This window comes from Afipia sp. OHSU_II-C1 (genome assembly GCF_000497575.1).
Taxonomy (GTDB): Bacteria; Pseudomonadota; Alphaproteobacteria; order Rhizobiales; family Xanthobacteraceae; genus Afipia.
Window position 1 is genome coordinate 1 of record NZ_APJI01000009.1, and the last position, 16908, is coordinate 16908.

At 61.2% G+C, this 16908-nt stretch carries 16 protein-coding genes; 7 read left to right on the forward strand and 9 right to left on the reverse strand.

Features of this window, described 5'->3' with window-relative positions:
- Positions 1-242: 242 nt before the first annotated feature.
- Positions 243-1385 (reverse strand): vWA domain-containing protein, encoded by a 1143-nt coding sequence (locus I554_RS0109200; protein ID WP_024575560.1) that lies wholly within the window; start codon positions 1383-1385, stop codon positions 243-245.
- A gap of 149 nt (positions 1386-1534) precedes the next feature.
- Between I554_RS0109200 and I554_RS0109205 the strand changes: the two genes are divergently transcribed.
- Positions 1535-2020, forward strand: a complete 486-nt coding sequence (locus I554_RS0109205) for an MmcB family DNA repair protein (protein WP_024575559.1) — start codon at positions 1535-1537, stop codon at positions 2018-2020.
- Here the strand turns inward: I554_RS0109205 and I554_RS0109210 are convergent.
- From I554_RS0109210 to I554_RS0109225, 4 genes are all read right to left on the reverse strand, one after another.
- Positions 2017-2604 (reverse strand): biliverdin-producing heme oxygenase, encoded by a 588-nt coding sequence (locus tag I554_RS0109210; RefSeq protein ID WP_024575558.1) that lies wholly within the window; start codon positions 2602-2604, stop codon positions 2017-2019. The genes I554_RS0109205 and I554_RS0109210 overlap by 4 nt on opposite strands.
- 25 nt (positions 2605-2629) lie before the next feature.
- Positions 2630-2851 (reverse strand): hypothetical protein, encoded by a 222-nt coding sequence (locus I554_RS0109215; RefSeq protein ID WP_024575557.1) that lies wholly within the window; start codon positions 2849-2851, stop codon positions 2630-2632.
- A gap of 85 nt (positions 2852-2936) precedes the next feature.
- Entirely contained in the window at positions 2937-3491 is a 555-nt protein-coding gene (locus I554_RS0109220; protein ID WP_024575556.1) for an ActR/PrrA/RegA family redox response regulator transcription factor, read from the reverse strand.
- Positions 3492-3604: 113 nt separating this feature from the next.
- Positions 3605-4936, reverse strand: coding sequence for an ActS/PrrB/RegB family redox-sensitive histidine kinase (locus I554_RS0109225; protein ID WP_024575555.1), 1332 nt, complete (start codon positions 4934-4936; stop codon positions 3605-3607).
- Positions 4937-5031: 95 nt separating this feature from the next.
- Between I554_RS0109225 and I554_RS0109230 the strand changes: the two genes are divergently transcribed.
- The 4 genes from I554_RS0109230 to I554_RS0109245 all read left to right on the forward strand — a co-directional run bounded on the left by I554_RS0109230 (position 5032) and on the right by I554_RS0109245 (position 9349).
- Positions 5032-5826 carry an ABC transporter ATP-binding protein gene (locus I554_RS0109230; protein WP_024575554.1) on the forward strand — a complete coding sequence of 265 codons (795 nt, stop codon included), beginning with the start codon at positions 5032-5034 and terminating at the stop codon, positions 5824-5826.
- Positions 5823-6653 carry an ABC transporter permease gene (locus I554_RS0109235; RefSeq protein WP_024575553.1) on the forward strand — a complete coding sequence of 277 codons (831 nt, stop codon included), beginning with the start codon at positions 5823-5825 and terminating at the stop codon, positions 6651-6653. The genes I554_RS0109230 and I554_RS0109235 overlap by 4 nt, the downstream gene beginning before the upstream one ends.
- Positions 6654-6930: 277 nt before the next feature.
- Positions 6931-8256, forward strand: a complete 1326-nt coding sequence (gene phaZ / locus I554_RS0109240) for a polyhydroxyalkanoate depolymerase (protein WP_024575552.1) — start codon at positions 6931-6933, stop codon at positions 8254-8256.
- 253 nt (positions 8257-8509) lie between these two features.
- Positions 8510-9349, forward strand: a complete 840-nt coding sequence (locus tag I554_RS0109245; RefSeq protein WP_024575551.1) for a SprT family zinc-dependent metalloprotease — start codon at positions 8510-8512, stop codon at positions 9347-9349.
- Between the two features lie 70 nt (positions 9350-9419).
- Here I554_RS0109245 and I554_RS0109250 read toward each other — a convergent pair whose 3' ends face one another.
- Both I554_RS0109250 and I554_RS0109255 read right to left on the reverse strand, forming a co-directional pair.
- Complete coding sequence (locus I554_RS0109250; RefSeq protein ID WP_024575550.1) at positions 9420-11705, reverse strand: transglycosylase domain-containing protein; 2286 nt, start codon at positions 11703-11705, stop codon at positions 9420-9422.
- A gap of 113 nt (positions 11706-11818) precedes the next feature.
- Positions 11819-12367 carry a TetR/AcrR family transcriptional regulator gene (locus I554_RS0109255; RefSeq protein WP_196812811.1) on the reverse strand — a complete coding sequence of 183 codons (549 nt, stop codon included), beginning with the start codon at positions 12365-12367 and terminating at the stop codon, positions 11819-11821.
- A 114-nt stretch (positions 12368-12481) separates the two neighbouring features.
- Here I554_RS0109255 and I554_RS0109260 point away from each other — a divergent pair, with 114 nt between their 5' ends.
- A complete protein-coding gene (locus I554_RS0109260; RefSeq protein ID WP_024575548.1) occupies positions 12482-12910 on the forward strand; it encodes a DUF1330 domain-containing protein in 429 nt (142 codons plus the stop codon).
- Here I554_RS0109260 and I554_RS0109265 read toward each other — a convergent pair.
- Positions 12907-13272 carry a DUF1304 domain-containing protein gene (locus I554_RS0109265; protein ID WP_024575547.1) on the reverse strand — a complete coding sequence of 122 codons (366 nt, stop codon included), beginning with the start codon at positions 13270-13272 and terminating at the stop codon, positions 12907-12909. The two genes, I554_RS0109260 and I554_RS0109265, sit on opposite strands and share 4 nt — an antisense overlap.
- Positions 13273-13409: 137 nt before the next feature.
- On the opposite strand from I554_RS0109265, the gene I554_RS0109270 reads away from it, so the two are divergent.
- Positions 13410-13949, forward strand: coding sequence for a methylated-DNA--[protein]-cysteine S-methyltransferase (locus I554_RS0109270; RefSeq protein ID WP_024575546.1), 540 nt, complete (start codon positions 13410-13412; stop codon positions 13947-13949).
- On the opposite strand, the gene I554_RS0109275 is transcribed toward I554_RS0109270, so the two are convergent.
- Positions 13946-16741 carry a [protein-PII] uridylyltransferase gene (locus I554_RS0109275; protein WP_024575545.1) on the reverse strand — a complete coding sequence of 932 codons (2796 nt, stop codon included), beginning with the start codon at positions 16739-16741 and terminating at the stop codon, positions 13946-13948. The two genes, I554_RS0109270 and I554_RS0109275, sit on opposite strands and share 4 nt — an antisense overlap.
- Positions 16742-16908: the final 167 nt, after the last annotated feature.

Consider the following 16908-nt stretch of genomic DNA (forward strand, 5'->3'; position numbering starts at 1 on the left):
CGGCATGCCACTTGGGGAATGTATGCTAAAGGCACGCCAATGTTGCGCTTCCCGGTTGCAGAACCGGAGAGTTGCGTGAATCGCGGGTAAACGATCGGATAAGGTTTGAAGGTAATTTCGGAAGGCGGGAAGAAGTCCAATGAAAACAGTGCCTTCCCGGGTCCGTGGGAGCCGGCCCAATGCTGGACCGGCCCCTTGCGCGGGCTCTTGCGCCGGATCGTGCGCTGCGCCGGGTGACTTAGCTATCGCCTGGTCTGGGCTTTCAGCGTGTCGGCAACCACCTGGTCGAAGGACGAGGCCTTGGCAGGGGCAGCAGACCGCCGCTTTTCGGCGACGAACGCATCACGCTTCTGCACCAGCGCCGCGAGCTTTTCGTTGAGGTTTTTGCGAGCCGCCGTTTTCTTGTCGATCTCGGCCTTGCGCTGCTCCGGCGAGAGCTTGCGCAACTCGTCGGGCAGTTCGTCCTCCTTGACGCCTTCGATCTTGGTGCGGCCCGACGCCACGGCACTGACCAGATCGCCATCGCCGGTGACGGCTTCGGAGGAAAATTTCGAACGCTTGTTGAGATAGCTCGCCATGTCGGACGCCGAAGCGGGGGCCGCGGCGGCGACCTGGGACAGTTGCCGGGTTTTTTCTTCGACGCGCTTTTGCAGCTTCTGCGGGCCGTACGGAATGACCGTGCCGTTGATCTCCTTCTGCAGGATGATGATCTCGTCGTCGTAAGGCGTTTCGATCACGACGACCTCGCCGCCATCCTGTGGAATTGGAATGAATCGGCCGTCACCGAGCTGCGCAATGTCCTGCCAGACCCGCTCGGTGTCGCGAGCGTCTCCGGCCAGCACCGCGTTGACCACGATGTCGCGCTGCTTGGCGACAGCAAGCGTCTTCGGATATTTGGTGTCCTGCGCGTAATCCATGTGCGGTGGCGCGTCGCCGACAAGAAACACGATGCGCTTTGTATCGCTGCCTTTGGTCCATTGCAGTTTGTTGACCGCCACATCGAGCGCTTCGTTCACGCTCTCGGGCCAGTCGCCGCCGCCGCGCGCCTTCAGATCGAGCAGGTTGGCGTAGATGTCCTGAATGTCGGTGGTGAGATCGAATGTTCTGGTGACATATTCATCGCCGATGTCGCGATAGGCGACGAGGCCGATCCGGATGTCGGCGTCAGGATTGGTGTCGACAACGCTTGTTGCGATGGACCAGATCTTTCGCTTGGCGCCTTCGAGCAGACCGCCCATCGAGCCTGTCGTGTCGAGGACGAACGCGACTTCGACGGTGGGTTTGGCAACGGCTTGTGAGAACGTGGACATGATCGGCAAGGATAGAACGGCAAGTGCGAATGCAGTGCCGCCGAATTTAAATCTGTCGGTGATGCGTGAGTACATTTCCCCCTCCAAGGGCTCAAACCAATGTTCGCTCCCAGCGGAACCGATGGTTCCCCTGCTTCGCGACCGCTCGGGGTCCGAATTGTGTCGGGCCGTGTACGCTTTTGAGGCTGAGGGGTTTTGGCTTTTCTGCTACGCTTCCCGGAATCATGCATTCACCGTTTCGCCCCATCGAGCCGAGTTTGCCGCCGGATCGCCGCCAGTCCGACACAGCGCTGGCGATTGCGCGCGGTACTTCCAGGTTTTTGAAATCGCTGGGATTTTTCTGCGTCAGCGAATTGACCCTGCCGTCAGGCCGCCGTGCCGATCTGGTGGCGATGAACGCGCGCGGCGAGATCTGGATTGTCGAGATCAAATCGTCGGTCGAGGATCTGCGCGCCGATCAAAAATGGCAGGACTACCGGATGCATTGCGACCGGCTGTTCTTTGCCTTCACCCAGGACATGCCGTGCGATCTGTTTCCGGCAGATACCGGCTTGATCGTCGCCGACGCATACGGCGCGCATCTGCATTGCGATGCGCCTGAACACCGGCTGCCGGCCGCGACACGTAAATCGATGATTGTAAGTTTTGGATTGCTGGCGGCGCAGCGCATCAGCCGGCTCGTCGATCCGCAGGGGCATCACGAAGTCTAGAGATTGGCCTGTGTGAACTGGTTCACGGCAACGTTCGCCACCGGGATCAGGGCATCCTCAAACATCGCAAACGCAATCTCCGCGCCGTGCACGACGCCTGCCGGATCGGCCAGCGCCGCGGGATGGTTTTCCAGCAGCGTGAGAAAGCTCGGCCAGAACCGCTTGCCGAAGCCGTGCCGCAGATACGCCGTCGCGTTCATCGTCTCGGAGTCGGGATTTTCCGCCAGACGCGCCAGCATCACCCGCTCGCCCATGCGCGATGCTTCAAGCACATAAACAGCGCCGAGCATCTCCGCGGCCGATTTGAACTCAGGCGCGGACAGCGGCCGGCAGGGGATGCCCAGTGTGGCGAGATCGCGTTCAAGTGCGGGCGTGCGCACGCGCAGCGTCCAGTCGGGAATGAGATTTCCAATCCCGCCCGTTTCTAGAGCGGCTTCGAGCGGGAAGAGCGCTTCGGCCTGACTTCTTAGAAAGGCCTCGTAATAAAGCGGGATTGCGATATCGAGTCTGGACAGCGCGACATCGAGACGGCTGTGCGACGTCCGTGTCGCCTCGCGGATGATGTCCCAGATTGCGGCGCCCATGACGGTTTCGCCTTTCGATTGAAACTTATGTCACCACGATTTCGCGGGAGGGAACAAACGGCTCAAGCAGCGTCGTGACGTAGTTGCGCGTCAGTTGAGCAGGGTAAGCCGAACGCCTGCGGATCGTGACACGCGGAGCGCGGAGGGGCGATCCCTGAGGCCAATCGATCCGGTAATCTTCGACGAGGCCAAACTGCTTGGTGACTTCGAGGCGGGACGAGATTTCGATATGCCGGGCCTTTCGCATCTACCGTACGGCGGAGCCGCTCCCTGTGACAGTCCTGCGCTGATAACGCAGTCCTGCTCACAAAGGTTCCGCGCCGGAACAGCGCTCAGCGCGGGGCGCGCTTGGCCAGGATGCGCTGCAGGGTCCGGCGGTGCATGTTCAGGCGGCGCGCCGTCTCGGAGACATTGCGGTTGCACATCTCATAGATGCGCTGAATGTGTTCCCAGCGGACGCGGTCGGCCGACATCGGATTCTGCGGAAGCTGCGATTTATCGTCACCGCTTGCGAGCAGCGCGGCGACCACGTCATCGGCATCAGCCGGCTTGGAAAGATAGTCGACCGCGCCCATCTTCACCGCAGTAACTGCGGTTGCGATATTGCCGTACCCGGTCAGCACGATGGCGCGTGCATCGGGCCGCTGCCGCTTCAGCGCGGACACCACGTCGAGACCGTTGCCATCGCCGAGCCGCAGATCGACCACAGCGAAAGCAGGTGGCGTCTGATCGATGTGATGGAGGCCGTCGGACACATTGTCGCAGGTGCTCACAGCGAAGCCGCGAGTCTCCATGGCGCGCGCCAGCCGCTCCAAGAATGCCTTGTCATCCTCGACAATCAGCAAGGAACGGTCGGCAATTTCGGTCAAATCGGCAGTTGCGGTCACGGTTTTGCGCCTCCTGGGTACGCTGTGAGTGTGTCCTATAGATATGGCGCGTCAATCGGGCGATGCCAAGGCCGCCAGTTCGGGCTTCTCAGGCCACGCTTGCATGGACGTGGTTAAGACAGCGCCCCCGATGGAACTTCCGCAGTTTCGAAGCTGTCGCGCGGCCAGGTAATTGTGACAATTGCACCATGATCCGGAAAGGTCCGGTTGGTGAAAGACACGCGAGCGCCGGTACGCTCGAGCAAGGTGCGCGCGATAAATACCCCAAGGCCAAGCCCGCTTCGCTCGCCTCCCGTTTCGCCGGCGCGCCGCCGCGTCAGGTAGGGCTCGCCGATTCGCTTGAGAATGTCCGGCGGAATCCCGGGGCCGTCGTCGGACACGACGATCTCGACAGTATGCGCATTCCACCACGCATTCACCTCGACGCGCTCGCGCGCGAAATCGACGGCGTTCTCCAGAATGTTGCCGACGCCGTAGAGGATCGCAGGATTACGCATGCCGACGGGTTCCGCGTCCTGCGCCAGCGCGATACGCACCTTGATGGCGATGCCGAAGTCGCGATGCGGGGCGACCGTCTCCTCGATCAGCGTTGACAGCGGCATGCGGTCGAACGGTGCGCCATGCGAGGAGAGCTGTGTGATCTTGGCGAGAATTTCCCGGCAACGCTGCGCCTGTTCGCGCAGCGTCTTCAGATCGCCGCGGGCATGATCGTCGAGGCCGTTGGTCTGGATAGCCTGCTCCAGTTCGCGCGAAATCAGAAAGATGGTGGAGAGCGGCGTTCCGAGTTCATGGGCGGCGGCGGCGGCGAGTCCGTCGATTTGCGTCAGATGCTGCTCCCGCGTCAGCACGAGTTCGGTGGCGGCCAGCGCATCGGAGAGCTTGCGGGCCTCCTCGGTGACCTGAAACGCGTAAAGGCTGGTGACACCAATCGCGAGCACGATCGAAATCCACACGGCGATCATGTAGGTGCGCGGCAGCACAAGAGGCTCTTCGCCGTTCCACGGCAGTGGCAGATGGAAGAATCCGAGCGCGGTGGCGCAGGCGGCCGCGAAGATGCCGAGCGCGATGGTGATCCGTGTCGGCAGAGCGGTCGCCGAGATCAGAACCGGTGCGAGGAAAAGAAATGAAAATGGATTCTGCAAACCGCCGGTGAGGAACAGCAGAGCGGCAAGCTCCGCGATGTTGATCGCGAGAAGCCCCGCCGCATAACGGGGCGCCAGCCGGTGGACCGGGTTGAACCTGATCTGCAGCACCAGATTGAGGAGCGACGACAGCCCGATGATGACCACGCAGGGGATCACCGGGACCTCGAAATCGAGCCCTTCCGAAACGATGAAAATCGTCGCCAATTGCCCGAGCGCGGCCAGCCAGCGCAGCCGCAGGATGGTGTCGAGACGCACATAACGGCGCGGGTGGCGGAAATCGGAGGTCGCGATGTCGCTCATGCCATACTCTTAGCGTCCGGCAACGCCGATCACAAACCGGCCCTGCGTATGCGGCCCTTGCGGATGCCCTCCCGTTGGCTCAATGAACGGATATCATGACCGTGCAGCTCTCACCCTCTCGCGCCGCGTCTCATTCCGGTCCGGCCTCAGCCGCCGCGATCGAGCTTGAGCGGCTGGTGAAGGTTTACAAGACCACCCGCGCTGTCGACGACATCTCGTTCACGATTCCGCGCGGTTCGGTGACCGGGTTGCTGGGTGGCAATGGCGCCGGGAAGACCACGACCATCTCCATGATCATGGGGCTGGTATCGCCGACTTCGGGCCGTGTCAGTGTGCTCGGCTGCGCGATGCCCGAGCAGAGCGCGCAGGTGCTCGGCCGGATGAATTTCGAGAGCCCCTATGTCGACATGCCGGGCCGTCTCACCGTGCGGCAGAATCTCACCGTGTTCGGCCGGCTCTACGGCGTGACACATCTGAAGGACCGGATTCTTTCGCTCGCCGCCGATCTCGATCTTGGCGAGTTTCTCGACCGCCCGAGCGGAAAGCTCTCCGCAGGTCAGAAAACACGTGTCGCACTGGCAAAGGCCTTGATCAACGAGCCGGAACTTCTGCTGCTCGATGAGCCGACCGCGTCGCTCGATCCCGACACCGCGGACTGGATCCGAAGTCATCTCGAAAGTTACCGCAAGGAGCGCGGAGCCACGATCCTGCTGGCCTCGCACAACATGCTGGAAGTCGAGCGGCTGTGCGACCGGGTGATCATCATGAAGCGCGGGCGGATTGAAGACGACGATAGCCCGGCCGCTATTCTGGCGCGCTACAACCGCACAACGCTCGAAGAAGTGTTCCTCGATGTGGCGCGCGGCCGCGTGCAACAGGCGGCGTCATGAGCGGCATCGAGCTTCATCACGGCAATCCGCAGATGATCGCGCCACATCGCATCGGCGCGATGATCCTGCGCCACTGGTATCTTCTCACGTCATCCTGGCCGCGGCTGCTCGAACTGATTTACTGGCCGGTGCTGCAATTGATCACATGGGGCTTCTCGCAGGCCTATATCTCGCAGAATGCCGGATTCTTCGCCAAGGCTGGCGGCACCTTTATCGGCGCCGTGATCCTGTGGGACATCCTGTTCCGCGGCCAGCTCGGCTTTTCAATGTCGTTTCTGGAAGAGATGTGGTCGAAGAATCTCGGCAATCTGCTGATGAGCCCCCTCAAGGTCAGCGAATATCTGATCTCGCTGATGGTGATGAGCGTGGTGCGGCTGGCGGTCGGCGTGATTCCGATGACGATACTCGCCATCGCGTTCTTCGGCTTCAACCTGTTCGGTTTCGGCCTCGCGCTGGTGGCATTCTTCTGCAACCTGATTTTCACGAGCTGGTCGTTCGGGCTGATCTCGTCCGGGCTGGTGCTTCGCAATGGCATGGGCGCGGAAGGGTTGGCGTGGACGCTGATGTTCGCGCTGCTGCCATTGTCATGCGTGTACTACCCGGTCTCGGTCCTGCCGGACTGGCTTCAGGTCGTGGCCTGGATGCTGCCGCCGACCTACGTATTTGAGGGGATGCGGGCGCTGCTGATTGACCATGTCTTCCGGGCCGATCTGATGATCCAGGCGCTGGCCATCAATGTGGCTTTATTCGCCATATCGACTGTTGCCTTTTTGCTGTTGCTGAAAAGCGCCCGAAAAAACGGTTCCTTGGTCCAGAGCGGTGAATAACCATCGCTAGCGGGCCTCCGCCGGTTAATTAATCACCTGATCTGTAAAATGGGCGGATTGACGCTTTGTCGCAGGCCCGACAGTATGTTGCGCCGCGAAACTAGTGATCCGGTTCTGACATTCGTATCATTTCCCAGCCGACACCTTTTACGAATGTCAGAACCAAAGGATCACTAGAATCACAACGCAGTGTCCTTTCGTATCCGACGTTCGTTCGGAAGGTGCTGCATAGTGAGGGCGAACGTCGGATACGGGACACTAGGATCGAGGAATCATTATGCCGATAGGCGAATTTGGCAGGCCGCCTGGCTTGCCGTCCGAGGTCAGCCCTGCGCTGACCACGCCCATGTACTGGATGTACGAGATGGGTCAGGCCTCGCTCAATCCGGCGCGGGCGATGGCGGACATGATGAAGCTGTGGTTCGAGAACCCCTTCAATCCGGTTGCCAGCACCGAGGTCGGAAAATCCATCGCCGCCGGCTGCGAACTGTTCGAGCGCACAACGCGCCGTTACGGCAAGCCCGAATGGGGCCTGCACGATACTGAAGTCAACGGCATGCGCGTGCCGGTCGAGATCAAGACGGTCTGGGAAAAGCCGTTCTGCCGGCTGCTGCACTTCGAACGCAAGTTGACCCAGCCGCTGCGGACGCCGCATCCACGCGTGCTGATCGTGGCGCCGATGTCGGGACATTACGCGACGCTGTTGCGCGGCACGGTCGAAGCTTTCTTGCCTGGTCATGATGTCTACATCACCGACTGGGCTGACGCCCGGATGGTGCCGGTGGCGCAGGGCCGATTCGATCTCGACGACTATGTCGATTACGTCATCGAGATGATCCATGCGCTGAAGGGCGATGTGCATGTCGTGGCTGTATGCCAGCCTTCCGTGCCTGTCCTGGCTGCGGTGTCCATCATGGAGGCCGAGAAGGACCCGTATTACCCGACGTCGATGACGCTGATGGGTGGGCCGATCGATACGCGGCGCAATCCGACCGGTGTGAACGATCTCGCCGAGCAAAAGGGAATCGACTGGTTCCGCAACAACGTCATCACCAAGGTGCCGTTCCCGCATCCCGGCTTTATGCGCGACGTTTATCCGGGCTTTCTCCAGCTCACGGGCTTTGTGAGCATGAACCTCGATCGCCACGTCGACGCGCACAAGCGGTTGTTCGCTAATCTCGTCAAGGGCGACGGCGACCTTGTCGACAAGCATGTCGAATTTTACGACGAGTATCTGGCCGTGATGGATCTCACCGCCGAATTTTATCTGCAGACCGTCGATCTGGTGTTCGTGAAGCACGCCTTGCCGAAGGGCGAGATGAAACACCGCGGCAAGCCTGTCGATCCGTCAAAGATTCGGCGCGTTGCGCTGATGACGGTGGAGGGCGAGAACGACGACATCTCGGGTTTGGGCCAGACCGAAGCGACACACGGGCTGTGCAGTTCGATTCCAGACGCGCGGCGTGTGCATTATGTGCAGAAGGGCGTCGGCCATTACGGTGTGTTCAACGGCTCCCGCTTTAAGTCGGAAATCGTGCCTCGAATTTCCGATTTCATGCACTCGTCGGCTCATAGCAAGCGGGTTCTGGCGGCTGCCGAGTAGGCTTTTTTCGGCCCTTTGGGGCCGGAAAAGCCCATTTTATTGGGGATTTCGGAGCTTTGCGCTGCCGGATCTTCTCCGGCTCGTCTAACTATTTGGATTCGCTTCCTATTTTGCCTCTTTCAATTGAGGCGACGGAGTGAATTTCGCGAACTGTTTCCGGTCGGGGCTCCAGCTAAAAAATGAATCTTTATTTCAGGTTTCATCCCCCCGGATATGGGAGGCGAACCCCCTAAAACCACGATATATTGGGCAAATGATTTGTTTTTGCGCCGATGAATTTCACTGGCGGCGGATATGGCAGAATCCCGGCGAATTCCTGCTGTCCGGACCTGCTGACATGGCTTTTCGTGCTCTCCTTTATCGCCGACCGACCGAACCGCGCACGCTCGCGGTCAAAATTGGCTCATCGATCTACACGATTCAGCTCAGGCGTCATCGGCGCGCGCGCCGATACACGCTGCGCATTCATCCGAGCAGGCGCGAAGCCATTCTCACCATGCCTCCGCGGGGAAATCTGTATGAAGCCAAGGACTTCGCGCAACGTCACGGTGCCTGGATCGCTGCACGTCTCGGTGGTTTGCCGAAGGCCGCGCCGTTTTCGCCGGGCACTTCGGTACCTTTGCGTGGCGTTCCGCACCGGATTGTGCATCGTGCCGGTGTGCGTGGAACCGTGTGGCCGGAGACGCGTGACAGCGGCGACAAGATTCTGTGTGTCGCGGGTGATTCCGAATTCATTGATCGTCGCGTTCACGATTTTCTCAAGCGTGAAGCCCGTCGCGCGCTGACGGATGCTTCACATCGTTATGCCGAGGAACTCGGCGTCAAGGTGAAGCGGATTACGATCCGCGATCAGTCGAGCCGATGGGGGTCGTGTACCTCCGCGGGCGCGCTGTCGTTCTCATGGCGGCTGATTCTCGCGCCGCCTTATGTGCTGGATTATCTTGCGGCACATGAGGTTGCGCATCTCGTCGAGATGAACCACTCGCCGCGATTCTGGAAAGTTGTAGCCAAGATTTGTCCGGCGACCGAGCGCGCCAAGCGATGGCTCGATACCCACGGCAATGATCTTCATCGCTACGGGATTGAAGAATGACATCTGATTTTGAGAATGAGCGGTGAGTCTGATTCAGTAGAGTTGAATCAGACTTCAGTTGCGCCGCGCGTTAGCGCCGGCCACCGAAAACCCGATCGATCAGCCAGCCATCGAGCCCTGCGGCTGCTTCAGGACGCGCAGATGTCTGCGTGACCGGCGGACGAGACTGCTGCTGCGGCGGATAAGGCGCAGGTGCGTTCGGCGGCGGGAAGTCCTGATTGTTGGACGTCTGCGGATAAGGCTGCTGCGGATAGGGCGCGCGCGAAGGCGCGCGTGAACTTCCGGGAAACAGATTAGAGAGGAAGCCGCCCGACGGCTGCATCGAGCCCGGCAACGGCGCAGGCGCGACGTTCTGGTGCGCGGCCTTCATAAAGCGGGTCCAGACCTCGACAGGCAAGCCACCGCCGGTGGCTTTCCTGGTCGGCGAGTTGTCGTCATTGCCGAGCCAGATGCCGGTGACGAGATTGGCGGTATAGCCGATGAACCAGGCGTCACGGAAATCCTGGCTGGTGCCGGTCTTGCCTGCGGCCGACCAGCCCGGAATGTCCGCCTTCTTTGCGGTACCGGTGACCAGCGTCTCGTGCATCATGACGTTCATCATGCCCACCGCGTTGGCGTCGATCACGCGTGCCGGGGGATCGTTGCGGCGTGCGTACAGCACCTTGCCCTCGGGGGTACGAATCCGGTTCACCACATGAGGCGAGGCGGTAAATCCGCCATTGGCGAACGGTGCGTAAGCGCCCACCAGTTCGTTGAGGGAAACTTCCGACGTGCCGAGCGAGATGGTCGCGTTGGGCTCAAGCTTTGATGCGATACCGAGACGATGTGCGGTGCGCACCACATTGGCCGGGCCGACTTCGAGCCCGAGTCGGACCGCAACGGTGTTCAGTGACATCGACAGCGCCTGGGTCAGCGTCACCGGGCCGAAATACTCCCGGCTGTAGTTCTCCGGCCGCCAGCCTTTGACGTCGAGCGGCGCATCCTGGCGCACGGTGTCGGGCGTCATGCCCCCTTCGATGGCGGTGAGATAGACAAATGGCTTGAAGGCCGAGCCAGGCTGGCGTTTGGCGGTGACCGCGCGGTTGAACTGGCTTTCGGCATAGTTGCGGCCGCCGACCATGGCACGCACCGCGCCGCTCGGTGTCATCGCCACCAGCGCGCCCTGCGTAACGTTGAATTTCACGCTCTTGGTGGCGAGTTCGTCGATGATCGCGGCTTCGGCGACGCTTTGCAGCTTCGGGTCGATCGAGGTTTCCACCACGATGTTCTGGTCGATCTGGCCCACCAGATCGTCGAGCACTTCGCCGATCCAGTCGGCGACATAGTTGATGGTCCCGGCGCCGACCGGCCTGACGGCATAGGACGGCTTCTCGATCGCGGCCTTGGCCTGCGCGTCGGTGATGAAGCTGACGTCGGCCATCGCGCTCAGCACGATCTGCGCGCGCTTCTCCGCGCCTTCCGGGTTGCGGTTCGGCGCAAGCCGCGACGGCGACTTGACGAGACCGGCAAGCATCGCAGCCTCGGAGAGCGAAACGTTCTTCGCGGATTTGCCGAAATACTTCTGTGCCGCCGCTTCGACACCGTAAGCGCCGGAGCCGAAATAGACCCGGTTGAGATAGAGCTCCAGAATTTCGTTCTTCGAGTACTTCCGCTCCAGCCAGAGCGCGAGTTCGACCTCCTGCAGCTTGCGCTGGAAGGTGCGTTCCTGGGTCAGGAACAGGTTCTTGGCGAGCTGCTGGCTCAGGGTCGAGCCGCCCTGCGACACGCCGCGATGCAGAAGGTTGGTGACGGCAGCGCGCATGATTCCAGTCGGATCGATACCGAAATGCGAATAGAAGCGGCGGTCTTCGATGGCGATGAACGCCTTCGGCAGATAGGGCGGCAGATCCTTCAGCGACACATTGGCGCCCGGCATTTCGCCGCGCGTTGCAATGACGCTGCCGTCCATCCCGGTGATCTGGATGGTCGGTGGACGTTTGGGAATTTCCAGTGACTGGATCGCGGGCAGATGCGCGCCGACCCAGATGATGACGCCGGCACCGGCGATGATCGCCCACAGGCCGAGCACGGCGCCCCAATACACAAGACGGCCGAGGCCGGAGCGCGAACGGCCTCTCGCCTTCGACTTGTTTTCTTTGCGCTCGGCAGCGCGGGTCTTGCGAGGGCGCTCGCGAGGCATGTCATCTTCCTCGTCGTATTCGACGGGACGGCTTTTCGCCGCGCGGCGCTTCGGTGGGGCATTGTCGTCCACACCGCCGATACGATCTCGCGGATTGAGGCGGACGCCATCCAGCGACGCGGCGCCGTCGAATTTCGGCTCCTTGCGACCGCTGTTCTTTTTACGCCCCAGTGCCATCCAAATCCGTGTCGCAATGCTGATGATGCAAGGCGTGCAGGCTAGCGATGGCGGTTTAAAGGCGCGTTACGCAAAGGTTAACGAGCGTTTAGAGGTTCCGCTTCCCGGCAAGGTTACGCAGGTCGAAACAGAACTTGAACAAGCTGTGCAGCCGTCTGCTTCAACCGTTTCCGGTTGTGATGGACACGTTCCATGACGGCCAGTCCACGGGTGAACGTGACGATCAGGTCCGCCGCGGCGTCGGGTGCAACAGTAAGTTCTGCTTTTGCGTCGGCATGCGAGAGGGCCGCGGTGAGCAGCGCTGTCAGGTCGCCGATCAGTCGTTTGACGCGCGCCTCGATGGCGGGCCCGGCGGTATCGAGATCAAGGGCGGTTTTTGTTGTGAGGCATCCTCGCGGCGGGGAGCCGCTGGTCATGTTGGCGATCGCGGTTTCGAAGAACGCATTCAGAGCAGTTCGCGCGTCGGAGGCGGAAAGGGCCTGCTCGGCAGATTCGAGGAAACGCTGTGTGTATCGGTCGAATGCCAGCAGGAACAACTGCTCCTTGTCGCCATAGGCGTTGTAGAGGCTGCCGCGCTGGATTCCGGTCGCCTCCGCAAGGTCGATCATCGACGTGCCGGTAAATCCCTTGCGCCAAAAGACCTCCAGCGCGCCGGCCAGCATCTCGTCTTCGTCGAATTGTCGCGTTCCGACCATGCAACAGCACTAGGTCATCATTGACACCGATGTCAAGAATGACTTAGCTGAAGAAAATCAAAGATTCGTGGGAGAAGAAAAATGACCGGCCATATCGATCCGACCAAGGAAGTCTTCGCGGCGTTCCGCGACAACAATCGTCCCGGTCCCATCCACATGCTGAACCTTGTGCGGCTGCACGCGCAGGCGAAGTATCCCGATGGCCGCAAGGCCACCGGCGCGGAAGCCTATGCCAGTTACGGCCGCGAAAGCGGACCGGTGTTCACGCGGCTCGGTGGCCGGATCGTCTGGCAGGGTAAGTTTGAACTGATGCTGATCGGTCCGTCAGAAGAACGCTGGGATCATTGCTTCATCGCCGAGTATCCGAGTGTTGCCGCGTTCGTGGAAATGATCCGCGACCCGGCATACCGCGAAGCGGTCAAGCACCGGCAGGCTGCGGTCGAGGACTCGCGGCTCATCCGCACCGCACCGATGCAGGTCGGCACAACGTTCGGCGAAATTCCCGGCTAGCGGGCCAGCCAGAGCAGGATCAATGCAACGGCGGCGGGAAGCGCTTGCACGATGATGATCTTCTTGCTGACCGAGTAGCCGCCATAGAGCCCCGCGACGATCACGCACAGCAGGAAGAACACCTTGATCTGGAAGCCGAAAGCCAGGCTCGGATGGAGCAGGCCCCAGATCAGGCCCGCAGCAAGGAAACCATTATAGAGTCCCTGATTGGCTGCAAGCACCGCGGAAGCCTGCGCCTTTTCGATGGTGTTGCCGAATGTCGCGAGGCCTTTCGGCTTGGTCCAGAGAAACATCTCCAGCACCAGGAAATAGATGTGCAGCGCCGCGACCAGCGCGACGAGACCGTTGGCAATCAAATTCATGGCAATTCCCCCTGTAGGGAAGGGAAGCTAGCAGCAAGCGCGCCGATTGCCGAGGCCCTGATGTTGTCGGAAAACGGAAAGACTTCCCGTGTCATCACGGCCAGGATGGCCGAAACTCGTGATGACGGATATCGGACATGACTGCAAAACAATCTCACCGATTTCAGATCGGCCGGCTCGAAACACCGATCGGCACCGCCTTGCTCGTCACCGACGATCAGGGTTTCCTGCGCGCGCTCGACTGGAGCGATTACGAGACACGGCTGCATCGGCTGCTGCGGCGGCATTACGGCGACTATGTTCTGGAAAAGGCGCAGGCTCCCGCGAACATCACTGCTGCCTTGACCCGTTACTTTGCGGGGGATCTCGGCGAACTGAAAACCATCAAATGGCGGACCAACGGCACGCCGTTCCAGCGCAAGGTGTGGGCTGAACTTCAGAAAATTCGCGCGGGCAAGACCTCGAGCTACGGTGCGTTCGCGGCGCGCCTGAATGTGCCCAATGCGGCGCGCGCGGTCGGTCTCGCCAACGGTTCGAATCCGGTCAGCGTCGTTGTGCCGTGCCATCGGCTGATCGGCGCGGATGGTTCGCTGACCGGCTATGGCGGCGGGCTCGCGCGCAAGGAATGGCTGCTCGCGCATGAAGGCGCGGCGCTCCGCAAACGGGCGCGCATTTAGGCCGCCGGTTTTTCCGCCGCGTCGCCGTTGGCGAGCAGATGGATCAGCGCCCGTTTGATCGCGGCCTGTCGCGTGGGCGCGGTAATCTGCGCGCCTAGCAGGTCCGTGACATAGAACACGTCGCGGGCACGCTCGCCGAAGGTGGCGACGTGGGCCGATGCGATGTTGAGGTTCAGCTTCGAAATCGCGGTGGTGAGCTGGAACAGCAGACCCGGACGATCGAGGCCGGACACCTCGATCACGGTGTAGCGATCGGACCACTGATTGTTGATGCTGACTTCCGGCTCGACGCTGAACGGCTTGAGCCGCGTCTTGGACGCCGTCCGGCGCGCCATCATGTCGGGCAACCGCAGTTTGCCTTCCAGCACCTGTTCGATGGTATCGCCGATGCGGGTTGCGCGCCGGCCCTCGTCGTCATCGCGGTCATATTCGCGGGTAATTGCGATGGTATCGAGCGCGATGCCGTCGGTGGTGGTGTAGATCTGGGCGTCGACGATGTTGGCGCCGGCGGAGGCACAGGCGCCCGCGATGATCGACAGCAGCCAGGGATGATCGGGCGCCATGATCGTCAGTTCGGTGACGCCGCGTCCCTCATCGAAGCCGACATTGACCGCCAGCTTGTGACCGCCGGCCTCGCTGGCCTTGACGAAGCGCGCGTGGCGAATCTTGCGCGGCAGTTCCACCTTCAGCCAGTAAGCAGGATAGTGCCGTGAGATATAGGCCTCGAGTTCGGCGGTAGGCCACTCGGTGAAGGTTGCACGGAATTCCGCCTGCGCCGCGTCGATGCGCTGGGCCCGATTGACCTCGGAGAAGCCGCCGGTCAGCACCGGTTCGGTTTCATAATACAGCGTGCGGATCAGCTGCGCTTTCCAGCCGTTCCAGACGCCCGGGCCGACGCCGCGAATGTCGGCCGTGGTCAGGATGGTCAGCAGCTTCATCTGCTCGACTGATTGAACGACCGCTGCGAAGTTCTCGATGGTCTTGCGGTCCGACAGGTCGCGCGATTGCGCCACCGTGGACATGGTGAGGTGTTCCTCGATCAGCCACGCGATGAGCTCGGTGTCGGCTGCATTGAATCCAAAGCGCGGGCAAAGCCGCCGTGCGACCTTGGCGCCCGCGATGGAGTGATCCTCGGGACGGCCTTTGGCGATGTCGTGCAGGAACACTGCCATGTAGATCACGGCGCGATGCTCGGGATGGATTTTCCGCATCAGGTCGCTGGCGACCACGAATTCGTCGTTCCCGCCGCGCTCGATGTCCTGAAGGATACCGATACAGCGCAGCAAATGCTCATCGACCGTATAGTGATGATACATGTTGAACTGCATCATCGACACGATCCGCCCGAACGCGCGAATGAAGCGGCCAAGCACGCCGGCCTCGTTCATCCGCCGCAGCACCGTTTCCGCGTCGTTCGACGTCAGGATTTCCATGAACAGTTTGTTGGCTTCGGGATTCTCGCGGAGCTTCGGCGTGACCAGGCCGAGCGAGCGCGTCGCCGCGCGCATGGCGTCGGGATGGAAAGCGAGATTGTTCTTCTGCGCGAGCCGGAAAATGCGGATCAGGTTGACCGGGTCCGCCTTGAACACGTCGGGCGCGGCAAGGTTGATGCGGTTGTTGTCGATGACGAAATCTTCGCCGCCGGGGACGCGGCCGCGTTTGCGGCCCGGCCGGAGCCTTGCCATCATCCGGCTCAGCACCGGCGCGGGCTTGGCCTCCTGATCTTCCAGCTTGGCGCACAGGATCGCGGTGAGATCGCCGACTTCCTTTGCGATCAGGAAGTAGTGCTTCATGAAGCGCTCGACGTCCTGCATGCCGGGATGCGAGGTGTAGCCAAGCCGCTGCGCGATCTCGCGCTGCATCTCGAACGACAGCCGCTCCTCGGGACGGCCGGTGAAGAAGTGCATGTTGCACCGGACCGACCACAGGAAGTCCTCGCAGCGGCGGAACGTACGGTATTCCTGCGGGTCGAACACGCCACGCTGCACAAGATCCTCGGTCTCGCGAACGCGGTAGACGTATTTGGCAATCCAGAACAGCGTGTGCAGATCGCGAAGGCCGCCCTTGCCGTCCTTGACGTTGGGCTCGACCAGATAGCGTGACTGGCCTGCGCGCCGGTGCCGCTCTTCGCGTTCTGCGAGTTTCGCGGCGACGAATTCAGTCGCGGTCCCTTGCACGACCTCCTTGTCGAAGCGGGTGACCAGCTCCTCGTAAAGTGCGGTGTCGCCAGTGAGGAATCTGGTTTCCAGCACCGAGGTGCGGATCGTCATGTCGGCGCGTGCCTGCCGGATCGATTCATCGATGGAGCGGGTGGCGTGACCGACCTTCAGTCCCATGTCCCACAGGCAATAGAGGATCGCTTCGGCGACCTGCTCGCCCCAGGCGGTCTGCTTGTAGGGAAGGATGAACAGGAGATCGATGTCGGACTCGGGCGCCATCAGGCCGCGGCCATAACCACCGGTGGCGATCACCGCCATGCGTTCGGAATCCGAAGGGGTCGGTGAGTGATAGAGGTGACGGGTCGCCGCGTTGAACAGGATGCGGATGATCTCGTCCTGCACGAAGCAAAGCCGCTCGGCGCATCGCCGCCCGTGCCGGTCCTTGAGCAGTTCTGCCTGCGCAACGGCGCGGGCCTTCGCAAGTTCACCCTTCAGTAACTGCGTAATGGCCGCCCGGAGCAGGTCGTCCTTTCCTGCGTGTTTGTCCGCGAGCGCATCGATCTCGCCCGCGACGCGCGCGGTGTCGAACATCACTTCGTCTGGCTGAGGAGGCTTCGGCGTCACGCTGTCCATTCCATTCGGATAACGGACCGCGGCAACGGTGTCATCAGCGGATTGCGGCAAGAGGAGCCGTCCGTTCTGATTTCCGTTCCGCTGGTGAAAGGCGGTTCTCCCGCAGCGTGCATTTGCGGTGTGATTTTCTCGTTGACGATTGAGAATAACTCATTGAAAAACATAGT